At 58.9% G+C, this 18,109-nt stretch carries 15 protein-coding genes; 11 read left to right on the top strand and 4 right to left on the bottom strand.

Annotation, left to right across the window (positions count from 1 at the left end; genetic code table 11):
- Window positions 1-27 precede the first annotated feature (27 nt).
- A complete protein-coding gene (locus AC2AXP_RS02405) occupies window positions 28-468 on the bottom strand; it encodes a GNAT family N-acetyltransferase (RefSeq protein ID WP_484381399.1) in 441 nt (146 codons plus the stop codon).
- Between the two features lie 316 nt (window positions 469-784).
- On the opposite strand from AC2AXP_RS02405, the gene AC2AXP_RS02410 reads away from it, so the two are divergent.
- Together AC2AXP_RS02410 and AC2AXP_RS02415 are read left to right on the top strand one after the other, a co-directional pair.
- Window positions 785-1,888: a suppressor of fused domain protein gene (locus AC2AXP_RS02410; protein ID WP_484381400.1), complete on the top strand. Its 1,104-nt coding sequence runs from the start codon at window positions 785-787 to the stop codon at window positions 1,886-1,888.
- 26 nt (window positions 1,889-1,914) lie between these two features.
- Window positions 1,915-2,442, top strand: coding sequence for a cysteine hydrolase family protein (locus AC2AXP_RS02415; protein WP_039992336.1), 528 nt, complete (start codon window positions 1,915-1,917; stop codon window positions 2,440-2,442).
- Between the two features lie 33 nt (window positions 2,443-2,475).
- Here the strand turns inward: AC2AXP_RS02415 and AC2AXP_RS02420 are convergent, their stop codons facing one another.
- Window positions 2,476-3,225 carry an SDR family NAD(P)-dependent oxidoreductase gene (locus tag AC2AXP_RS02420; RefSeq protein WP_004965581.1) on the bottom strand — a complete coding sequence of 250 codons (750 nt, stop codon included), beginning with the start codon at window positions 3,223-3,225 and terminating at the stop codon, window positions 2,476-2,478.
- Window positions 3,226-3,347: 122 nt separating this feature from the next.
- Here AC2AXP_RS02420 and AC2AXP_RS02425 point away from each other — a divergent pair, with 122 nt between their 5' ends.
- Window positions 3,348-4,268, top strand: coding sequence for a LysR family transcriptional regulator (locus AC2AXP_RS02425; protein WP_484381401.1), 921 nt, complete (start codon window positions 3,348-3,350; stop codon window positions 4,266-4,268).
- A 56-nt stretch (window positions 4,269-4,324) separates the two neighbouring features.
- Here AC2AXP_RS02425 and AC2AXP_RS02430 read toward each other — a convergent pair whose 3' ends face one another.
- Entirely contained in the window at window positions 4,325-5,614 is a 1,290-nt protein-coding gene (locus AC2AXP_RS02430) for an MFS transporter (RefSeq protein WP_164844338.1), read from the bottom strand.
- A 228-nt stretch (window positions 5,615-5,842) separates the two neighbouring features.
- Window positions 5,843-6,748 carry a GntR family transcriptional regulator gene (locus AC2AXP_RS02435; RefSeq protein ID WP_004965574.1) on the bottom strand — a complete coding sequence of 302 codons (906 nt, stop codon included), beginning with the start codon at window positions 6,746-6,748 and terminating at the stop codon, window positions 5,843-5,845.
- A gap of 140 nt (window positions 6,749-6,888) precedes the next feature.
- Here AC2AXP_RS02435 and AC2AXP_RS02440 point away from each other — a divergent pair, with 140 nt between their 5' ends.
- From AC2AXP_RS02440 to uca, 8 genes are all read left to right on the top strand, one after another.
- Window positions 6,889-7,914 (top strand): zinc-binding alcohol dehydrogenase family protein, encoded by a 1,026-nt coding sequence (locus AC2AXP_RS02440; protein WP_273867037.1) that lies wholly within the window; start codon window positions 6,889-6,891, stop codon window positions 7,912-7,914.
- 156 nt (window positions 7,915-8,070) lie between these two features.
- Window positions 8,071-8,904 carry a phosphonate ABC transporter ATP-binding protein gene (gene phnC, locus AC2AXP_RS02445; RefSeq protein WP_004965570.1) on the top strand — a complete coding sequence of 278 codons (834 nt, stop codon included), beginning with the start codon at window positions 8,071-8,073 and terminating at the stop codon, window positions 8,902-8,904.
- A gap of 17 nt (window positions 8,905-8,921) precedes the next feature.
- Window positions 8,922-9,854 carry a phosphonate ABC transporter substrate-binding protein gene (gene phnD / locus AC2AXP_RS02450; protein ID WP_198772831.1) on the top strand — a complete coding sequence of 311 codons (933 nt, stop codon included), beginning with the start codon at window positions 8,922-8,924 and terminating at the stop codon, window positions 9,852-9,854.
- Window positions 9,855-9,956: 102 nt separating this feature from the next.
- Entirely contained in the window at window positions 9,957-10,820 is an 864-nt protein-coding gene (gene phnE / locus AC2AXP_RS02455; protein WP_004965566.1) for a phosphonate ABC transporter, permease protein PhnE, read from the top strand.
- A complete protein-coding gene (gene phnE, locus AC2AXP_RS02460) occupies window positions 10,820-11,716 on the top strand; it encodes a phosphonate ABC transporter, permease protein PhnE (RefSeq protein WP_088499916.1) in 897 nt (298 codons plus the stop codon). The genes phnE (AC2AXP_RS02455) and phnE (AC2AXP_RS02460) overlap by 1 nt, the downstream gene beginning before the upstream one ends.
- Window positions 11,717-11,821: 105 nt before the next feature.
- The gene (locus AC2AXP_RS02465; protein ID WP_004965561.1) at window positions 11,822-12,286 is read left to right on the top strand and encodes a YehS family protein; all 465 of its coding nucleotides are present in this window, start codon (window positions 11,822-11,824) and stop codon (window positions 12,284-12,286) included.
- A 226-nt stretch (window positions 12,287-12,512) separates the two neighbouring features.
- Window positions 12,513-14,375 carry an allophanate hydrolase gene (gene atzF, locus AC2AXP_RS02470; protein ID WP_004965560.1) on the top strand — a complete coding sequence of 621 codons (1,863 nt, stop codon included), beginning with the start codon at window positions 12,513-12,515 and terminating at the stop codon, window positions 14,373-14,375.
- A 79-nt stretch (window positions 14,376-14,454) separates the two neighbouring features.
- Window positions 14,455-18,078, top strand: coding sequence for an urea carboxylase (uca, locus tag AC2AXP_RS02475; RefSeq protein ID WP_430298955.1), 3,624 nt, complete (start codon window positions 14,455-14,457; stop codon window positions 18,076-18,078).
- Window positions 18,079-18,109: the final 31 nt, after the last annotated feature.

Genomic DNA, 18,109 nt, shown 5'->3' on the forward strand with positions numbered 1-18,109 from the left:
GGCAACTTGCAGGTCATCGAGGCCTCGCTAAGGTGTGCCACGTCTCATGTGCAGCAGCGGGAACGGCTTACCCTGACCGTCACGCTCTGAGCGGCCGATAACGCTGAAGCCGTAATGCCGATAAAACGCCATGGCCTGTGGGTTCTGTTCATTGACGTCGAGCAACAGCACATCATGTTGCTGCTCGACAAATGCCAACAGCGATTTGCCGATGCCTTTGCCGCGCTGTTCGGCGGCAACGAACAGCATCTCGACCTTGTTGGCGTTCATGCCGATGAAGCCGCCAATCCGACCGGTGTGAGCCTGAGCGACCCAAACGGCCAGCGTGGGCAGATAGTCATTGGCGATCAACGGACGCAGATCGGCAATCTGCCTTTCCGTCAGAAAATGATGGGTTGCGCGCACAGAACTCAGCCAGACCGCCAGCAATCGTGGGTAATCGTCGGGGGTGCCGGCTCTGATAATCATCTTTTCTACCTCCTGTATTAGCCCACCGGCTACTCTATAACAAAGCCGAACCACGGGGAACGCCCCGTCACCCTATACTGCGCGGCATGCTCTGAGCGGGCGGGAATTCGCCAGCGCCATGGCGTCGTTACTTGCCGTATCCGACCAGAGTGCGCAACCGGGCGGTGAAAAACGGTAAAAAATCGACTGCTTAGCGGAATTTTGAGAGTTTTACGCGTGATCCGGTTGGCGAATGCGTTTTACACTGGCAAAAAGCAGATTTCTATTTCGCGCAGGATTATTTTCCTTGTCTGCGCAGTGACCCTATTGAGGCGATATGAACCAGTCATATGTACTTGCTGAAGTCAGTAATGAAAACCAAACGCTGGTGGCGGTGGTTCAGCAAGATCACCGGGCAGCCTATTTTTATATTTATCCCGCGGAGGCGTTCAGCGAACGTTTTCAGGTACGCGCCTGCTGGCTGCGTAACCTGGCGGCTGCGCCGCAGCAGGAAGATTGCGCCGCGCTGGAACTTGGCCAGCCGCCGATGCTGGCCGCGGAATTTTGCCGCAACCTGGAGGGGGAAGCGCCGCTGAATCCGGAAGGGTTGCAGGTGGTGTGGAATGAAAGCGATGACGGCGCCGCGCTGTGGTATTACGGCCAGCTGCTGTCGGTGATCCCCGGTTGGAGCCTGTATATCGACCATTCGGTGTGTTATTCCGCCAGCTGCATCAAGGAAAGCCCGTTAGCTTATCCACTGGGCTCCGCATCGACCAATACGCAATATGCGCTGGCGGAAAACACCCGCCAGTTTTGGCGCAGTTGGCAGCGCGAAGAAGGCAACCCGTGGCCGAAAATGCAGCGCGACTATCTGGCGCAGTATGAACAGCATTTCGGTCCGTCGGTTAAATATTACGCGATCGATCAGGGCAAGTGGCCGCCGATGGCCATCAGCCAACATGAACGCGACGGCATTTACTATTTTCTGACCATGGGGATCAGCATCCGACCGATGCCGTGGGTCGAGATCCTGTTCAATGATGACGCCACGCAGTACCGGCGCATGGAGCTGGGTATCGCCATTGACGGTCAGTACATGACCGAAGACAACGCGATACAGATGGCCAGTGCGCTGGCGGGCTTTGCCCACGTGCCCTGGGCGCAGATCACCTGGATGGGAGAAGGGCACACCCTGGCGTCGGAAGTGGCACCACAGGGTTATGCAGGCTATGTGCTGTCTTCGCGGTTCTACCCTTATCAGCAGCATTTGACGTTGCCGACCCAGTACGGCGATCCGGTCAATCTTTACTGGGCCAGCCCGGTATTTGAAAACGAACGCATCCAGACTCAGGCGACGCCGAACGGCGGACATGAGCTGGTGACTGGCCTGCGTGAGCAGGGGGTTGACCATATCTTTCGTCCGCGCCAACCGCTATGCTGATGTGAAACTTATCGATGGAGACCCCAATGACCGCAGCGCTGTTGATTATTGATGTGCAGAAAGGCCTGTTTATGCCGCCACCGGCCGATGCCGATGCGGTGATTGATCGGATCAACATGCTGAGCGCCGCGGCGCGCCAGGCGCAGGTGCCGGTGATTTTCATCCAGCATCAGACCGCCGATGATGAACTGGCCCATGGCAGCGATGCCTGGCAGGTTGATCCGCGCTTACAGCAGGTCGCAGGGGATTTGCGGGTAGAAAAAACCACGCCGGACTCTTTTTTGCGTACCAATCTGCAAGCGCTGTTGCAACAGCACGGCGTTACGCAACTGGTGATTTGCGGTTACTCGACCGAATATTGCGTTGACAGCACCACTCGCCGCGCCGCCGGGCACGGTTATCCGGTGGTGTTGGCAGCCGATGCCCACACCAGCCATGACAAGGCGCACGCCAGCGGTGAGTGGATACGTCAGCACCATAACGCCGCGCTGTCGAGCATGGAGAGTTTCGGTGTGCCGATCCGCGCGGTTGCCAGCAGAGATATCCGTTTCTGATCCCTCGGAGCGCCAGACCGGCGCTCCCTGTCCCTAGCTGCCGACGCGGGCTCCACCGTTAATCGGTAACAGCGTACCGGTAATGAATGCCGCTGCCGGCGACGCCAGCCACAACGCCGCTTCGGCAACGTCCTCCACCCGACCGGTACGCGCCAGCGGCGTGTCGGCGGTAATGGCGTCAATAACGCTGGCTGGCAGACCATCGCCAAAAAAACGCGTATCGGCGATGTAACCAGGCGCAATGGCGTTAACGGTAATGCCTTGCGGCCCCAGTTCACGCGCCAGACTGACGGTCAGGCCAACCACGCCGGCCTTGGCGGCGGAATAGCCCAGCGCGCCGGGGTTGCCACTGCCGCATTGCGCAGCGATTGAACTGATATTGACGATGCGTCCGCCCGGCTTGCGCAGGTGCGGCAGCATGGCCTGGGTAAACAGAAAGGTACTCTTCAGGTTACCGTCAATCACCGCATTCCACTGCTGTTCAGCCTGCGCCAATGGCGTATCGACGCTGATAACGCGGGTAAATCCGGCGTTATTGATCAGCACATCTACCGTGCCCAAAGCCTGGATCAGACGCGGCATCAGTGCGTCAATCTCGGCGCGCTGGCTGAGATCCGCCGAAAAGTGCAGCGTGCCGCTGCCGATCCGTTGCGCCGCAGCCTGCAAACGTTGCAGGCTGCGCGCCACGATGGCGACACGGTAGCCCTGCATCGCCATTCGTTGCGCGGTGGCCAGGCCAATGCCGCTTGAGCCACCGCTAATCACGACCGTAGGTTGTGTCATGTGAAACTCCTCCAACTGCCGATGGCGCGTCTGCGCCGGTGATGTCGAGGGAAAGTATTGGTATTTACCATTGATACCGCCAATACTGTTTTTATGATTTGATAATATGAAAAAGGTATCGCGTGATTGAACTACGCCAATTGCGGCAGTTTATTGCCGTGGCTGAAGAGATGAGCTTTCACCGCGCCGCACAACGCTTGCATATGGCGCAGCCGCCGCTGACGGCGGCAATCCGTAAAATCGAGCAGGAACTGGGGGTTAGGCTGCTGGAGCGTGGCAACCGCATTACGCGTATTACCGACGCCGGGCAGGTGTTTTTGCTCGAAGCGCGGCGCACGCTGGCGCAGTTCGAGCGCACGCTGTTACATACCCAGCGTGCTGCGCAGGGGCAAACGGCGTCGCTGCGGCTGACCTTTGTCGACAGCACGGTCAATGCACTGTTGCCAGGGCTGCTGCGTCAGTTTCGTCAACGTTATCCGCAGATAGATTTTCAGCTGCAGGAAGCCGCCACGGCGGAACAGTTGGTGGCCTTGCGTGACGATCGCGCCGATGTCGGTCTGGTGGTGCTGCCGATTGCACCGCAAGAGGGCATACAGTTAACGCCGTTGCTGTTGGAGCGCATGATGCTGGCGTTGCCGGAACACCATCCGTTGGCGAACGCCGCGCAGATCGGTTTGTCAGACGTGTCGGAGGAACCTTGGGTGCTGTTCCCGGCGCATTATGGGCCGGGGATGCACGCGGCGATTCTACAGGCATGCGCGATGGCCGGTTTCACTCCGCGGGTAGTACAGCAGGCGCGGCAAATGCAAACCATTGGCGGGTTAGTGGCCGGTGGGGAGGGCGTTGCGCTGATGCCGTCGCTGTTTGCGGCGTTGCGGCCGCCCGGGGTGGTATTCCGCGAACTTAGCGGTATCGGTACGCCGGTGGCGTATTCACTGGCTCTGGCCTACCTGCAGGCATCGCCATTGATCGACGATTTCATCCAGCTTGCGGTGCGGCACGCGGCGGAGTATCAGCAACAGGTATTGCCTCTGGTGCTCTAAGGCGACAAGCGCCATTCCTGCCGCATCGGCAACGGGAATGGCAGCGGCGTTGCGGGTTAGGCCGGGCTATCGGTAATCGGGTGTTTGACCACGAAGATATACGACAGGGCGCCAATCAGGGTAAAGCAGGAACACAGCGTCAACGCCAGGCTAAACGAGTTGGTGGTATCGAGGATCCAACCGGTGATCACCGGCGCAAACGAGGCGAAGATAAAGCTGGCGAAGTTCTGGATGCTGCCCACCGAGGCGGTCATGCGCGAAGTGACCGCCACATGGATCAACCCCCAGCAGGAGGTGCCGGCAAAGTGAATGCAGAACAGCGCCATGCCGATCAGCAATACCGCGCTGTAGGTGGTGGTGGCCTGCGCCACCACCGAGGTGAAGGCGGCGGAAAGCAGCATGCCGGCAACGATGCAGATCTTGCGGCTCTTGAGCGGCACCATGCCGCGCTTGACCAGCCAGTCGGTGACGAAGCCGTTAGACAACATGCCGGCGGCGCCGAACAGGAACGGAATGGCTGACAGCATCCCGGTGCTTTTCAAATCCAGATGGTAGGTGGTTTGCAAATAGCCGGGCAACCAGGCCAGATACAGCCAGGCGGTGTAGTTGATGCCGCTAAAGCCGATCATCATGCCCCACATGGTGCGATTCTTGAACAACGCACGCCATTCCTTCAGGTTCATCGGTTCGCGGCGCGCGCTGACGCTGCCGGCGTTCAGGTAGGTTTGCTCCTGTGCGCTGAGATCGAGATCCTGACGGTTGCGATAAATCATGTACCAGCCGATCGACAGCGCGATGCCCAGCACGCCAATGGTAATGAACATGCCACGCCAGCCAAACGCGATCATCATCGCGGTGAGGATTGGCGGGCTGATGGCCAGGCCAATGGTCGAGGCGGCGTTGAAGATGCCCATCGGCATCCCGCGATCTTTAATGTTGAACCAGTCGTTAATCACTTTTACGCCACACGGGTTCATGGGCGCTTCGCCAATGCCCAGACCGATGCGTACCCAGATAAATTGGGTAAAGCTCTGGATCATGCCGGACAGGGTCTGGAACAGCGACCAGACAAACATCCCCAGTCCGAGCATGATACGCGGCCCCTTGCGGTCCAGCAGCGGGCCACAGGGCAGTTGCGCTATGCCGTAGGCCAATGAAAACGCCGAAAGCAGCAGGCCGATTTCGGTACCGCTCAGCCCCATTTCTTCGCGAATTGTCGAGTTGGCAACCGACAGTGAACTGCGATCGAGAAAGTTAATGATTGCCGCCAAGAATAATAAAATCATTGAGGTGGTCTGGATTTTTTTTATTCTGGCTGAACGAACGATGGCACCGTCAGGTGGCATAGGAATAATGGTATCCGTGTAATTTTCCTGTTTTCCATCACCGGTGCTGGCAGGGCTCACTTTTTCCATCTTTATCTCCAGATGTGTATTTTGTATGTGACTGCAAGTAATCGGTATAGAGGGCGCTGCGATTTGGTGGTGTGATTAATGCGCATTCCGTGCGCCGGATAGGCTTTTACTGTTTTTTATCGGTTTTAAATATGCCGATGGTAAATAAAAGGGAGGGCGTCAGGCGACGGACTGATTAATCGAACGAATCATCGATTGTTTGGCGGTGTCGAGATGATGGTGCAGCTCGCGGATGGCTTCCTGATCGTTACGGCAGATAAGCGCGCTGAGGATCGCCATGTGCTCCTCGATGGCAATGATGTTTCGCTGCTTGAGATCGGTTTCATCCCATTGATAATGAAAGTGGAAAATCACCGAGATAATCTCCAGCGACTGGTTGAAGAACGGGTTGTTGGCGGCAGAAAGGATCAGTCCGTGCAGATCCCGATCGAGTTGCGAAAACAGCCGGTAATTGCTGCTGATGGTTTCACGCAGCTCACGGTGACGGCTCAGCAGTTCTTTGGCCTGCAACCAGCGTTCATCATGCGACGGCAGATTCAAAAAGCGTGACAGGGCGTGGGTTTCCAGCATCTGCCGCAGTTCAAACAGTTGCTCGGCGTAGTGCCGATCGAACTGCTTCATGCGCCACTGGCCGCGTTTGACATTGTCGAGCAGATTGTAGCGGCTAAAGCGCAGCAAAAATTCCCGGACCACAACCGGGCTGACGTTGACCAGCCGCGACAGTTGCAGTTCGCTGAAACAGTCGCCGGCGCGCAGCTGTTTTTGGTTAATCATCTGATAAAACGCCTTTTCAAACAGCGTGCTTTGCGCGTCCAGGGTCTGTGCCATGCAGTCGAAACCGTCTTCCGCCTGCGGCAAACGCAGGATCGCATAATTATCCTGCACCTTTGCCAACACCCCGCAGCGCTGAAAGTGGTCCAGGGCATGGCGTACCGTGGTGCGACTGATGTTGTACATTTCGGCCAGCGCCGCCTGGGAGGGCAGCGGCGAGCGGATATGTCCGTGAATCAGGCCATCGATCATCTGGTTAATCACATTTTGTCGCAAATTTTGGCTTCGGCTCATGGCGTATCTCAGCTGTTTTTTATGAATTTAAAACCAATTTAAAACGGTTTATTTGGCGCTGAATCACAAATCATCATAATTAAAACGCCAGCCGGTTATTTTTATTTAATAACCAACTCCAGATAACTGGAGGAACCATAATGACCACAATGAATACATTGATTTGCCAGCAACCCACACAATTGGTTTATCAGCAGCGGCCGATACCGACGCCGGCGGCGGATGAGGCAGTGATTAAAATGATTACCGTGGGTATCTGCGGCACGGATATTCATGCCTGGTCGGGTCATCAGCCTTATTTCAGCTATCCCCGAGTATTGGGCCATGAAATATGTGGCGATATCGTCAGCGTGGGTAGCCAGGTCAGCGGTTTGCGTGTCGGGCAGCGCATGGCGGTGATCCCGTATCTGTCCTGTGGCCAGTGCGGGGCCTGCCACAGCGGCCGCAGCAACTGTTGTGAAAACATTTCGGTGATCGGCGTGCACCAGGACGGCGGTTTCTGCCAGTATCTTAGCGTACCGGCCAGCAATTTATTGCCGGTGGGGGATATCGCGCCGGAGGCCGCGGCGCTGATCGAACCGTTTGCCATCGCCGCCCATGCGGTGCGACGGGCAGCCATCGTCGCCGACGATCATCTGCTGGTGGTCGGAGCCGGGCCGATTGGTCTTGGCGTGGCGGCGATTGCCCTGGCGGACGGCGCCCGGGTCGTGGTGGCCGATACCAGTGAACAGCGGCGGGCGCATGTTGCGCAGGTGCTCGGCGTCGCCACGCTGGATCCGGCGCAGGCAGGGTTCGACGCGGCGCTACGCGAGCAGTTTGATGGCCGGTTGGCAGCAAAGGTGATTGATGCCACCGGCAATCAGCGGGCGATGAATAACACCGTTAACCTGATCCGCCATGGCGGTAGCATCGTGTTTGTTGGGCTGTTCAAAGGCGAATTCAGCTTCTCCGATCCGGAGTTCCATAAAAAGGAAACCACCTTGATGGGCAGCCGCAACGCCACCCATGAGGACTTCGTCAAGGTAGGCCGATTGATGGCAGCCGGCAGCATCACCGCTGACATGATGCTGTCGCATCATTTTGACTTCGACACCCTGGCACAACGTTATGAAAGCGACGTGATCAACAATAAATCATTGATTAAAGGCGTAATTCATTTCAGCTGAATAATGCCTTCCCGCTTGCCAGCGACGGGCGCAGCATACGGCACCCGTCGCTCGGCCGTCATTTTCCGGCCATAAAACCATCATCCAGATGTCATAAACTTATCCCTTAATAGGTGCCGATAACGAATAGCCAACCTAACCAATGAGAGATGGCTTATGGCTCAGGCACAGTTAAAACTTGCAACAACCGATTTCCCAGGGCAACAGCCGATCCCACTGCGCAAAGTCCTGGCGGTCAAAGGGCTGGGTAAAGCCTATAAATCCCAGCAGCGGGTATTGGACGATATCAATTTCGATTTGCACGCCGGCGAATTTGTCGCGGTGATCGGCCGCTCTGGCGCCGGCAAATCCACGCTGCTGCACACGCTCAACGGCACCATTCCTTCCAGCTGCGGTGAAATGCTGCACTTTGACGAAGCCGGCGTGGCGCAGGACATCGCGCAACTTTCCGCCCGCCAGATGCGCCAATGGCGTGCCTGTTGCGGCATGATTTTCCAGGATTTCTGCCTGGTGCCGCGTCTGGACGTGATTACCAACGTGTTGCTCGGGCGGCTCAGCCATACCTCTACGCTCAAATCCTTTTTTAAAGTATTCGACGACGCCGATCGTGCGCGCGCCATCGAACTGTTGCAGTGGCTCAATATGTTGCCGCATGCGCTGCAGCGGGCCGAAAACCTGTCCGGCGGGCAGATGCAGCGCGTGGCGATTTGCCGCGCATTGATGCAGAACCCGAAGATCCTGCTGGCCGACGAGCCGGTTGCCTCGCTGGATCCGAAGAACACCCGCCGCATTATGGACGCATTGCAGAAAGTCAGCGAGAACGACATCGCAGTGATGGTGAACCTGCACTCGGTGGAACTGGTGCAGGAATACTGCACGCGGGTGATTGGTATCGCGCAGGGGAAAATTGTTTTTGACGGTCATCCATCACAGCTGAATGACCGGATTTTGCACCAGTTGTACGGCGAAGACGTTAATCAAATACATTAATTTAAAAGGCTACAGCAATGAAAAAAGTATTCAGTCTGACCACCATGATGGCCGGCGCGATGATGGTATTTAACGCTGGCGCTGCGGACGCGCCCAAAGAGCTTAATTTAGGCATTCTCGGCGGTCAGAACGCCACCCAGCAGATTGGCGACAACCAGTGCGTAAAGCAGTTCTTTGACAAGGAGCTGAACGTTGATACCAAACTGCGTAACTCGTCCGACTATTCCGGCGTGATCCAGGGGCTGTTGGGCGGCAAGATCGATCTGGTGCTCAGCATGTCGCCAGCGTCGTTCGCCTCGGTGTATATCAAGGATCCGCAGGCGGTCGATCTGGTCGGCATTGCCGTCGACGATGTCGATCAGTCGCGGGGTTACCATTCGGTGGTGGTGGTCAAAGCCGACAGTCCTTACCAGAAACTGGAAGATCTGAAAGGCAAATCGTTCGGTTTTGCCGATCCGGATTCTACCTCCGGCTTCCTGATGCCAGATCACAGCTTCAAACAGCTGTTTGGCGGTAACTCGGACAATAAATACAACGGCTTTTTCTCTAGCGTGACCTTTTCCGGCGGCCATGAGCAGGACATTCTCGGCGTGCTGAACGGCCAGTTTGAAGGCGCCGTCACCTGGACATCGCTGATTGGCGATTACAACACCGGTTATACCAGTGGCGCGTTCACCCGCATGATTCGCATGGATCAGCCGGATCTGATGAAAAAGATCCGCATCATCTGGCAATCCCCGCTGATCCCGAACGGCCCGATCCTGGTGCGCAATGCACTGCCGGCCGACTTCAAGGCCAAGGTCGTGGCGGCGATCAAAAAGCTGGATAAGGAAGATCACGGTTGCTTTATCAAGGCGATGGGCGGTAAGCAGCACATTGGCGAAACCACGCTGGCGGAATACCAGCCGGTGATTGACCTGAAGCGCGCGTTGGCGAAAGGCGAACGTTAAACCAGCGCCGGAGGTTCAAGCACGGGGCGCGGTACGCCGCGCCCGATTGGCATCAACAGGTTAACGTGGACCGTGCGGTTCAGTCTCTGACGGTGAGTTATTTTGAATACAGATTTTGCGCATTATTACCAGCGGGTTCGCAGCAAACAAAAGCGTGAAACGCTGATATGGTCGCTGACGCTGGCGGTACTCTATCTTGGCGCCGGCAAGCTGGCCGAGTTCAATTTGCATACCGTATGGGTATCGCTACCGAATTTCTTTGATTACCTTGCCGAAACGCTGCCGATCCTGCATTGGGATCGCCTGTTCGCCGATGGCCATACCGAAGGCTCGTTGGCCTATTGGGGCTACCGCCTGCATATCCAGCTGCCGTTGCTGTGGGAGACACTGAATCTGGCGCTGGCGGCAACCCTGCTGTCGGTGCTGGTTGCCGGCGTGCTGGCGTTTCTGGCTGCCAACAACACCCATAGCCCGGCGTCGCTGCGCATGGCCATTCGCACACTGGTGGCCTTTTTGCGTACCATGCCGGAGCTGGCCTGGGCGGTGATGTTTGTGATGGCGTTTGGCATTGGCGCGATACCGGGCTTTATGGCGCTGGCGCTGCACACCATCGGCAGCCTGACCAAGCTGTTTTATGAAGCGCTGGAAACCAGTTCCAACAAACCGGTGCGTGGACTGGTCGCCTGTGGTGCGACGCCGCTGCAACGCATGCGTTTTGGCCTGTGGCCGCAGGTCAAGCCGGTGTTTCTGTCATACAGTTTCATGCGCCTGGAAATCAACTTCCGCCAGTCAACCATTCTGGGATTGGTGGGGGCGGGTGGCATCGGTCAGGAACTGATGACCAATATCAAACTGGACCGTTACGATCAGGTCAGCATGACGCTGCTGCTGATTATCGTGGTGGTATCATTGCTGGACTACATCTCCGGCGAACTGCGCAAACGCGTGGTGGAGGGGGGCAAATGATGCTCGGACAAACGGTTTCCGCAGAACGGTTACAGACCTTGCAACGGCAGCATACGGTCATTTTTTCGCAGCAGCGCCGTTACCTGCGTACCCTGGGCCTGATTGCCGCGGCGATCGGCGTATATTATCTGTTCTTCTTTCTGTTCTTCGGCATTTCCTGGCCGCAGTTGCTGAATGGCTGCCAGCAAATCGGCCGCTATTTTATGCGTATGTTCGTCTGGCATGACTTCGTCAACTGGCCGTTCGGCTATTATTTCCAGCAGATCTTCATCACCATCGGCATTGTGTTTGCCGGCACGCTGACCGCGACGCTGCTGGCATTGCCGCTGTCGTTCCTGGCGGCACGCAACGTGATGTCGACGCCGCTGTTGCGGCCGATCGCTGCGCTGGTGCGCCGCTTGCTGGATCTGCTACGTGGCATCGATATGGCGATCTGGGGGCTGATTTTCGTGCGCGCCGTCGGCATGGGGCCACTGGCCGGGGTGCTGGCGATTGTGGTGCAGGATGTCGGCTTGCTGGGCAAGCTGTATGCCGAAGGGCATGAAGCGGTGGACAAGTCGCCGGGGCGTGGCCTGACGGCAGTGGGCGCCAACGGTTTGCAGAAACATCGCTACGGCATCTTTACCCAGTCGTTTCCTACTTTTCTGGCACTCAGCCTGTATCAGATTGAATCCAATACCCGTTCTGCGGCGGTGCTGGGCTTTGTCGGCGCCGGCGGTATCGGGCTGGTGTATGCCGAAAACATGCGGCTGTGGAACTGGGACGTGGTGATGTTTATCACGCTGCTGCTGGTGGCGGTGGTGATGACCATGGACAAGGTTTCTTCGGTACTGCGCAACAAATACATTATTGGCGAAGACATTCCGCTGTATCAGCAAAAAAGCCAAATCGATTGAGAAACCCCTTACCGATCCCTATACTGCCGCACATATTCAAGGCGTGCGGCAGCCTTTCCATGTCGCGCCGCGCGTCTTCCCGCTTTACCAGCTAAAGGCAATTCCATGATTAACAATGACGTCCTGCGCAGTGTGCGCTACATGCTGAGCATTAACGACGCAAAAATGGTTGAGATCGTCAAACTGGACGGTTTTGACGTTGATGTCGCGGCGATGGGCGCTTATGTCATCAAAGAAGGCGAACCGGGCTTTGAAAAATGCCCCGACGAGGTGATGGCGCATTTCCTGAACGGCCTGGTGTTCTTTAAACGCGGCAAGGATGACAAATTCCCGGCACCGCCGGTAGAGCTGCCGATCACCAATAACCTGGTGCTGAAGAAACTGCGCGTGGCGTTTGAACTGAAAGACACCGATCTGTTCCAGATCTTCACCGCCGTTGATTTCCGTATCTCCAAGCCGGAGCTGAGCGCGCTGTTCCGCAAGCAGGGCACCAAGAACTACCGCCCATGCGGCGATCAGATGCTGCGCTACTTCCTGAAAGGGCTGGCGCAGCGCGTACGCGGCGCATAATCCGTGCCGGGCCGCTAACGCATCGGCTCGTGGCAATCTCCAGCACCTCTCTCGAGGTGCTTTTTTTTTGCACCTTTTTTGTTCGCCCCCTGCGCGCCGCTGGTGCATGCTTTTTGTCCGTTTCGTAATGAATTTTTATTTAATCATTTAAAATCATGTGGATGAAAAACTGGCACGCGGGTTGCTCAGCTGAATTCAATCTTGTGTACTAGATGGAATTCAGCCGATGACCCAGCCAGTAAAGCAACACGGTTTTACCCTCAGCGAATGGCAGCATTACTACCAGACCCAGCCGAGCGCCGAACGTATCGCCTGCGTGCGCCTGACCATCGATGCGCTGTTGCACGGCCTCGACGCGCAAGACAACGCCTGGATCTGTCTGGCTGACGCCGAGCGCCGCCAGGCGCAGTATCGCCAATTGGCACAACGGCTGGAGGCGGTGGCGGGGGATCTCAGCCGCTTGCCGCTGTTTGGCATACCGTTCGCGGTGAAAGACAATATCGACGTGGGCGGCTGGCCAACGTCGGCTGCCTGCCCGGCGTTCGCCTATCAGGCCAAGGCGGATGCAGAAGTGGTTGCCAGGCTGCGTGCCGCCGGTGCCATCGTTATCGGCAAGACCAACCTTGACCAGTTCGCTACCGGATTGGTAGGTACTCGCTCCCCGCACGGTGCGGTGGTCAACAGCATTAACCCGCTGTACGTCAGCGGCGGATCCAGCTCAGGTTCGGCGTCGGTGGTGGCGCGTGGGCTGACGCCTTTTTCGCTGGGCACCGATACCGCCGGTTCCGGACGTGTACCGGCCGGCTTCAATAACATCGTCGGGCTGAAGCCGACCAAAGGCTGGCTGTCGAATCGTGGCGTGGTGCCGGCGTGTCGACTCAATGACTGCGTATCGGTTTTTGCGCTGACGGTGGCCGATGCGGCGCTGGTCGCCGAGCTGGCCGGCGGTTATCACGCCGACGACGCCTATTCTCGCGCCAATCCGGCCACTGCCCCGGCGGACTTGCCACACGCGCCGCGCTTTGCCGTGCCGCAAACGCTGGAGTTCTTTGGCGACAAACAGGCCGAACGGGCATTCCAGGCGGCGCTGGACCAATTACAGGCCGCCGGCGTGCGGCTAGAACCACTGGATTTTACGCCGTTTCGCGTGCTGGCGGAGCAGCTCTACTACGGCCCGTGGGTGGCAGAACGCACCGTGGCGGTGGAAGGCCTGCTCAGCAGCCACCCCGACGCCATCGATCCGGTGGTGCGCGGCATCCTCGGTAACGGCCAGCAATACAGCGCCTGCGACGCCTACAAGGCGGAATACCTGCGTGCCGAACTGGCGCGCCAGATTAACCGGCAACTGGCGCAGTTTGATGCGCTGGTGGTGCCAACCTCACCGACCATCCGCACTCTGGCGGAAATGGCGCAGGAACCGGTGCTGTTTAATTCACAGTTTGGCACCTATACCAATTTCACCAATCTGGCTGACCTTTGCGCGTTGGCGCTGCCGGCGCCGATGCGCGCCGACGGTCTGCCGGCGGGTATCACGCTGATCGCACCGGCCTGGCACGATCGGGCGCTGGCGGCGTTTGGCCAGCGCTGGCAGCAAGGTCAAGACTGGCCGTTGGGGGCTACCGCTCGCGGCATGTCGCCGCAGCCGGCGCTGGCGCCTTCCCCACAGCATCTGCGGCTGGCCGTAGTGGGCGCTCACCTTAGCGGTATGCCGCTCAACGGCCAATTAACCCGGCGCCAGGCGGTGTGGGTGGAGCAAACCACCACCGCGCCGTGCTACCGGCTGTATGCGCTGGCTGACACCCAGCCACCCAAACCGGGGCTGGTGAAGGCGCAGAGCGGCGCGGCGATCGACGTTGAACTGTGGGATATCCCGCTGGCGCGCGTTGGCGAGTTTTTGGCCGAGATCCCGGCGCCGTTGGGTATCGGTACGCTGCTGCTGGCGGATGGTCGCCGGGTGAAGGGGTTTATCTGCGAGCCGGCTGCGTTGACCGCCGCCGTGGATATTACCGACTTCGGTGGCTGGAGAAATTACACCCGCCAACTGGCGAGCCGCGATGACGTGGGTGCAAGCGACGCTCCCGGTTGCTGACATCGCTGATGGCCGGATGCTCCCCGTTTGTCGACGGCGATCGGGGCCGGAAACGTTCTGGATACATAAGGATTTCATAATGTTTACCACCGTATTGATTGCCAACCGTGGCGAAATTGCCTGCCGCGCGATCCGTACCCTGAAACGTCTGGGGATCGCCAGCGTCGCAGTGTATTCCGCTGCCGATCGCCATGCACCACACGTCACCGACGCCGATTGCGCGGTAGCGCTGGGTGGCGAAAAGGCCGCAGACAGTTACCTGTGCATTGACAAGATCCTGGCTGCGGCGGCGCAGAGCGGCGCGCAGGCGATTTATCCCGGTTACGGATTCCTGTCGGAAAGCGCCGAATTTGCCGAGGCCTGCGAGGCGGCCGGCATCGCGTTTATTGGCCCGACAGCCCGGCAGATCCGCGAATTTGGCCTCAAGCACCGCGCCCGTGAACTGGCGGCGCTCGCCGGGGTGCCGATGACGCCGGGCACCGGTCTGCTGGATAGCGTAGAGGCAGCGGTTGAAGCGGCGGCACACATCGGTTACCCGGTGATGCTGAAAAGTACCGCCGGCGGTGGCGGTATTGGCCTGTCGCGCTGCGATGATCAGGCCGCGCTGCGGGAAGCCTACGACGGTGTGAAGCGTATGGGACAACAGTTCTTCCGCGACGCCGGTGCGTTTGTTGAACGTTGCGTCGAACGGGCGCGCCACGTGGAAGTGCAAATCTTTGGCGATGGTCAGGGGCGCGTGCTGGCGCTTGGTGAACGAGACTGCTCATTGCAGCGGCGCAACCAGAAAGTGGTGGAAGAAACGCCGGCGCCAAATCTGCCCGAGGCGACCCGGCAGGCGCTGCATCGCGCGGCGATTGCACTGGGTGAATCGGTCAACTATCGCAGCGCTGGCACGGTGGAGTTTATCTATGACGGCGAGCGCGACGAGTTTTACTTTCTGGAGGTGAACACCCGACTACAGGTTGAGCACCCGGTGACCGAAGCGGTAACCGGCCTGGATCTGATCGAATGTATGCTACAGGTGGCGGCGGGTGACGATTTGGACTGGGCGGCGTTGCAACGCGCTCCGCAGGGCGCGGCGATCGAGGTGCGCATTTATGCCGAAGACCCGCTGAAAAACTTCCAGCCAAGCCCCGGCGTACTGACCGAGGTCAGTTTCCCGCCTGACGTGCGGGTTGACGGCTGGGTCAGTACCGGCAGCGAAGTATCGGCGTTTTACGATCCGATGATCGCCAAGCTGATCGTGTATGGCGACGATCGGGCGCAGGCGCTGGCGAAAATGCAGCAGGCGCTGGGCGCCACGCAACTGCACGGCATTGCCACCAATCTGGATTACCTGCGCCAGATCGTGGCGACCGAGGCGTTCCGTCACGGCGACGTCTGGACGAGGATGCTCGACGACTTCAGTTACCAGGCGCACTGCATTGAAGTGCTGCAACCCGGCACTTACAGCAGTGTACAGGACTATCCCGGCCGGCTGGGGTATTGGGATATCGGCGTGCCGCCGTCCGGGCCGATGGATGATTTTGCTTTCCGTCTGGCCAACCGCATCGTCGGCAACCATCCGAGTGCCGCCGGGCTGGAGTTCACCCTGCAAGGCCCGACGCTGCGTTTTCACTGCGCGGCCACCATTGCCCTGACCGGCGCCGACTGCCCGGCAGAGCTGGACGGCGAACCATTGACCTATTGGCAACCGATCGCGGTGCGTGCCGGGCAGCGACTGACGCTCGGCCGGGCGCGCCACGGCTGTCGAACCTATCTGGCAGTGCGCAACGGCTTTGACGTGCCGATGTATCTCGGCAGCCGTTCCACCTTCGCACTCGGCCAGTTTGGCGGCCATGCCGGCCGCATTCTGCGGGTTGCCGACATGCTGGCCATCGCCCAGCCAGAGCTGTCTGCCAGCAGCACGCCGGCACCGATCGCCGCGCCGCAGGCGATGGACGACAGCCTGATCCCGCAGTATGGCGAGGTCTGGAATATTGGCGTGCTGTATGGGCCGCACGGCGCGCCGGATTTCTTCACCCCACAATCGATTGAAACCTTTTTTGCCAGCGAATGGCAGGTGCATTACAACTCCAACCGTCTTGGCGTGCGGCTATCCGGGCCAAAACCCGACTGGGCACGGCAGGACGGCGGCGAAGCGGGGCTGCATCCTTCCAACGTGCATGATTGTGAATACGCCATCGGCGCCATCAACTTCACCGGTGACTTCCCGGTGATCCTCACTCGCGACGGGCCGAGCCTCGGTGGTTTCGTCTGCCCGGTAACCATTGCCAAGGCCGAACTGTGGAAAGTCGGTCAGGTGAAACCGGGCGATCGCATCCGTTTCCATCCGATTGGCTTCAAGCAGGCGCAGTCGCTGGAGCAGGCGCAGCTCGGCAGCATTGAAGCGCTGGCGGCGATCAAGGCCATTACTCTACCGGCTCCGGCGTTGACGCCGGGCGATACGGCGTCGGCGACCATCGTTGCCGCGCTGCCCGCAGAGCAGGGGCGACCGGCGGTGGTGTATCGCCAGGCGGGGGACGGCTACCTGCTGATGGAGTACGGCGACAACGTGCTGGATCTGGCATCGCGGCTGCGTATTCATCTGCTGATGCAATCGCTGGAGCAGCAGCCGATCGCTGGTGTGGAAGAGCTGGCGCCGGGGGTTCGCTCGCTGCAGGTTCGCTACGACAGTCGGGTTATCGGTCAGCGCGATCTGGTGGCGCGCCTGCTGACGCGCGAACTGGCGTTGGCTGACGTCAGCAACCTGAAGGTGCCGACGCGCATCGTGTATTTACCGATGGCGTTTGAGGATTCCGCCACGCTGGGGGCGGTGGATCGCTATCAGCAAACCGTGCGCTCCAGCGCACCATGGCTGCCCAACAACGTCGATTTCATTCAGCGGATTAATGGGCTGAGCCAGCGTGAACGGGTGCGTGACATCATCTTCGACGCCAGTTACCTGATCCTCGGGCTTGGCGACGTCTATCTCGGCGCGCCTTGCGCGGTGCCTGTCGATCCACGTCATCGCCTGCTGAGTTCGAAATACAGCCCGGCGCGAACCCATACCGCCGAAGGGACGGTAGGCATCGGCGGTATGTATATGTGCATTTACGGCATGGATTCGCCGGGGGGCTATCAATTGGTCGGGCGCACGCTGCCGATCTGGAACAAGTACCTGAAAAACCCGCAGTTCTCCGCCGGGCAGCCGTGGCTGCTGCGCTTCTTCGACCAGGTGCGCTTTTATCCGGTCAGCGAACAGGAGTTGGAACAGCAGCGCGAGGCGTTCCGTGAGGGGCGCATGCAAATCCGCATTGAACCCGGTGAGTTCGACTTCGCCGAATACAACCGTTTCCTGGTGGATAACGCCGGGCAGATCGCCGAGTTCCAGCAGCGTCAGCAGCAGGCATTTCGCAGCGAAGTGGCGCGCTGGCAGGCTGAAGATGCCGAGCCGGAAGCGCAACTCTTGCCGCCGGTGGAGGACGATAGCCAGATCGACGGCTATCTGGTCAGCGCCGATTTGAATGGCAACGTGTGGAAAATCCTGGTCGAACCGGGCCAGTCGGTCGAAGCGGGCCAACCGCTGATTGTGGTGGAAGCGATGAAAATGGAACTGGCGGTCACCGCGCCGCGCGCCGGCGTGGTCAAGCGCATCAGTTGCCAGCCCGGTAGGCCGGTAGGCCCGGGCGATGCGTTGCTGTGGCTGGAACACGCCAGCTGAGCGACGCGCACAGGCTTTGCGGAGCCGGGCG

The organism is Serratia sp. Sp408, from assembly GCF_057180665.1.

What these genes read in the sequence shown, in the direction of transcription:
- AC2AXP_RS02405 (WP_484381399.1), bottom strand. Translation starts at nt 468, where the DNA reads ATGATTATCAGAGCCGGCACCCCCGACGATTACCCACGATTGCTGGCG.
- AC2AXP_RS02410 (WP_484381400.1), top strand. Translation starts at nt 785, where the DNA reads ATGAACCAGTCATATGTACTTGCTGAAGTCAGTAATGAAAACCAAACG.
- AC2AXP_RS02415 (WP_039992336.1), top strand. Translation starts at nt 1,915, where the DNA reads ATGACCGCAGCGCTGTTGATTATTGATGTGCAGAAAGGCCTGTTTATG.
- AC2AXP_RS02420 (WP_004965581.1), bottom strand. Translation starts at nt 3,225, where the DNA reads ATGACACAACCTACGGTCGTGATTAGCGGTGGCTCAAGCGGCATTGGC.
- AC2AXP_RS02430 (WP_164844338.1), bottom strand. Translation starts at nt 5,614, where the DNA reads ATGCCACCTGACGGTGCCATCGTTCGTTCAGCCAGAATAAAAAAAATC.
- AC2AXP_RS02435 (WP_004965574.1), bottom strand. Translation starts at nt 6,748, where the DNA reads ATGAGCCGAAGCCAAAATTTGCGACAAAATGTGATTAACCAGATGATC.
- AC2AXP_RS02440 (WP_273867037.1), top strand. Translation starts at nt 6,889, where the DNA reads ATGACCACAATGAATACATTGATTTGCCAGCAACCCACACAATTGGTT.
- phnC (WP_004965570.1), top strand. Translation starts at nt 8,071, where the DNA reads ATGGCTCAGGCACAGTTAAAACTTGCAACAACCGATTTCCCAGGGCAA.
- phnD (WP_198772831.1), top strand. Translation starts at nt 8,922, where the DNA reads ATGAAAAAAGTATTCAGTCTGACCACCATGATGGCCGGCGCGATGATG.
- phnE (WP_088499916.1), top strand. Translation starts at nt 10,820, where the DNA reads ATGCTCGGACAAACGGTTTCCGCAGAACGGTTACAGACCTTGCAACGG.
- AC2AXP_RS02465 (WP_004965561.1), top strand. Translation starts at nt 11,822, where the DNA reads ATGATTAACAATGACGTCCTGCGCAGTGTGCGCTACATGCTGAGCATT.
- atzF (WP_004965560.1), top strand. Translation starts at nt 12,513, where the DNA reads ATGACCCAGCCAGTAAAGCAACACGGTTTTACCCTCAGCGAATGGCAG.
- uca (WP_430298955.1), top strand. Translation starts at nt 14,455, where the DNA reads ATGTTTACCACCGTATTGATTGCCAACCGTGGCGAAATTGCCTGCCGC.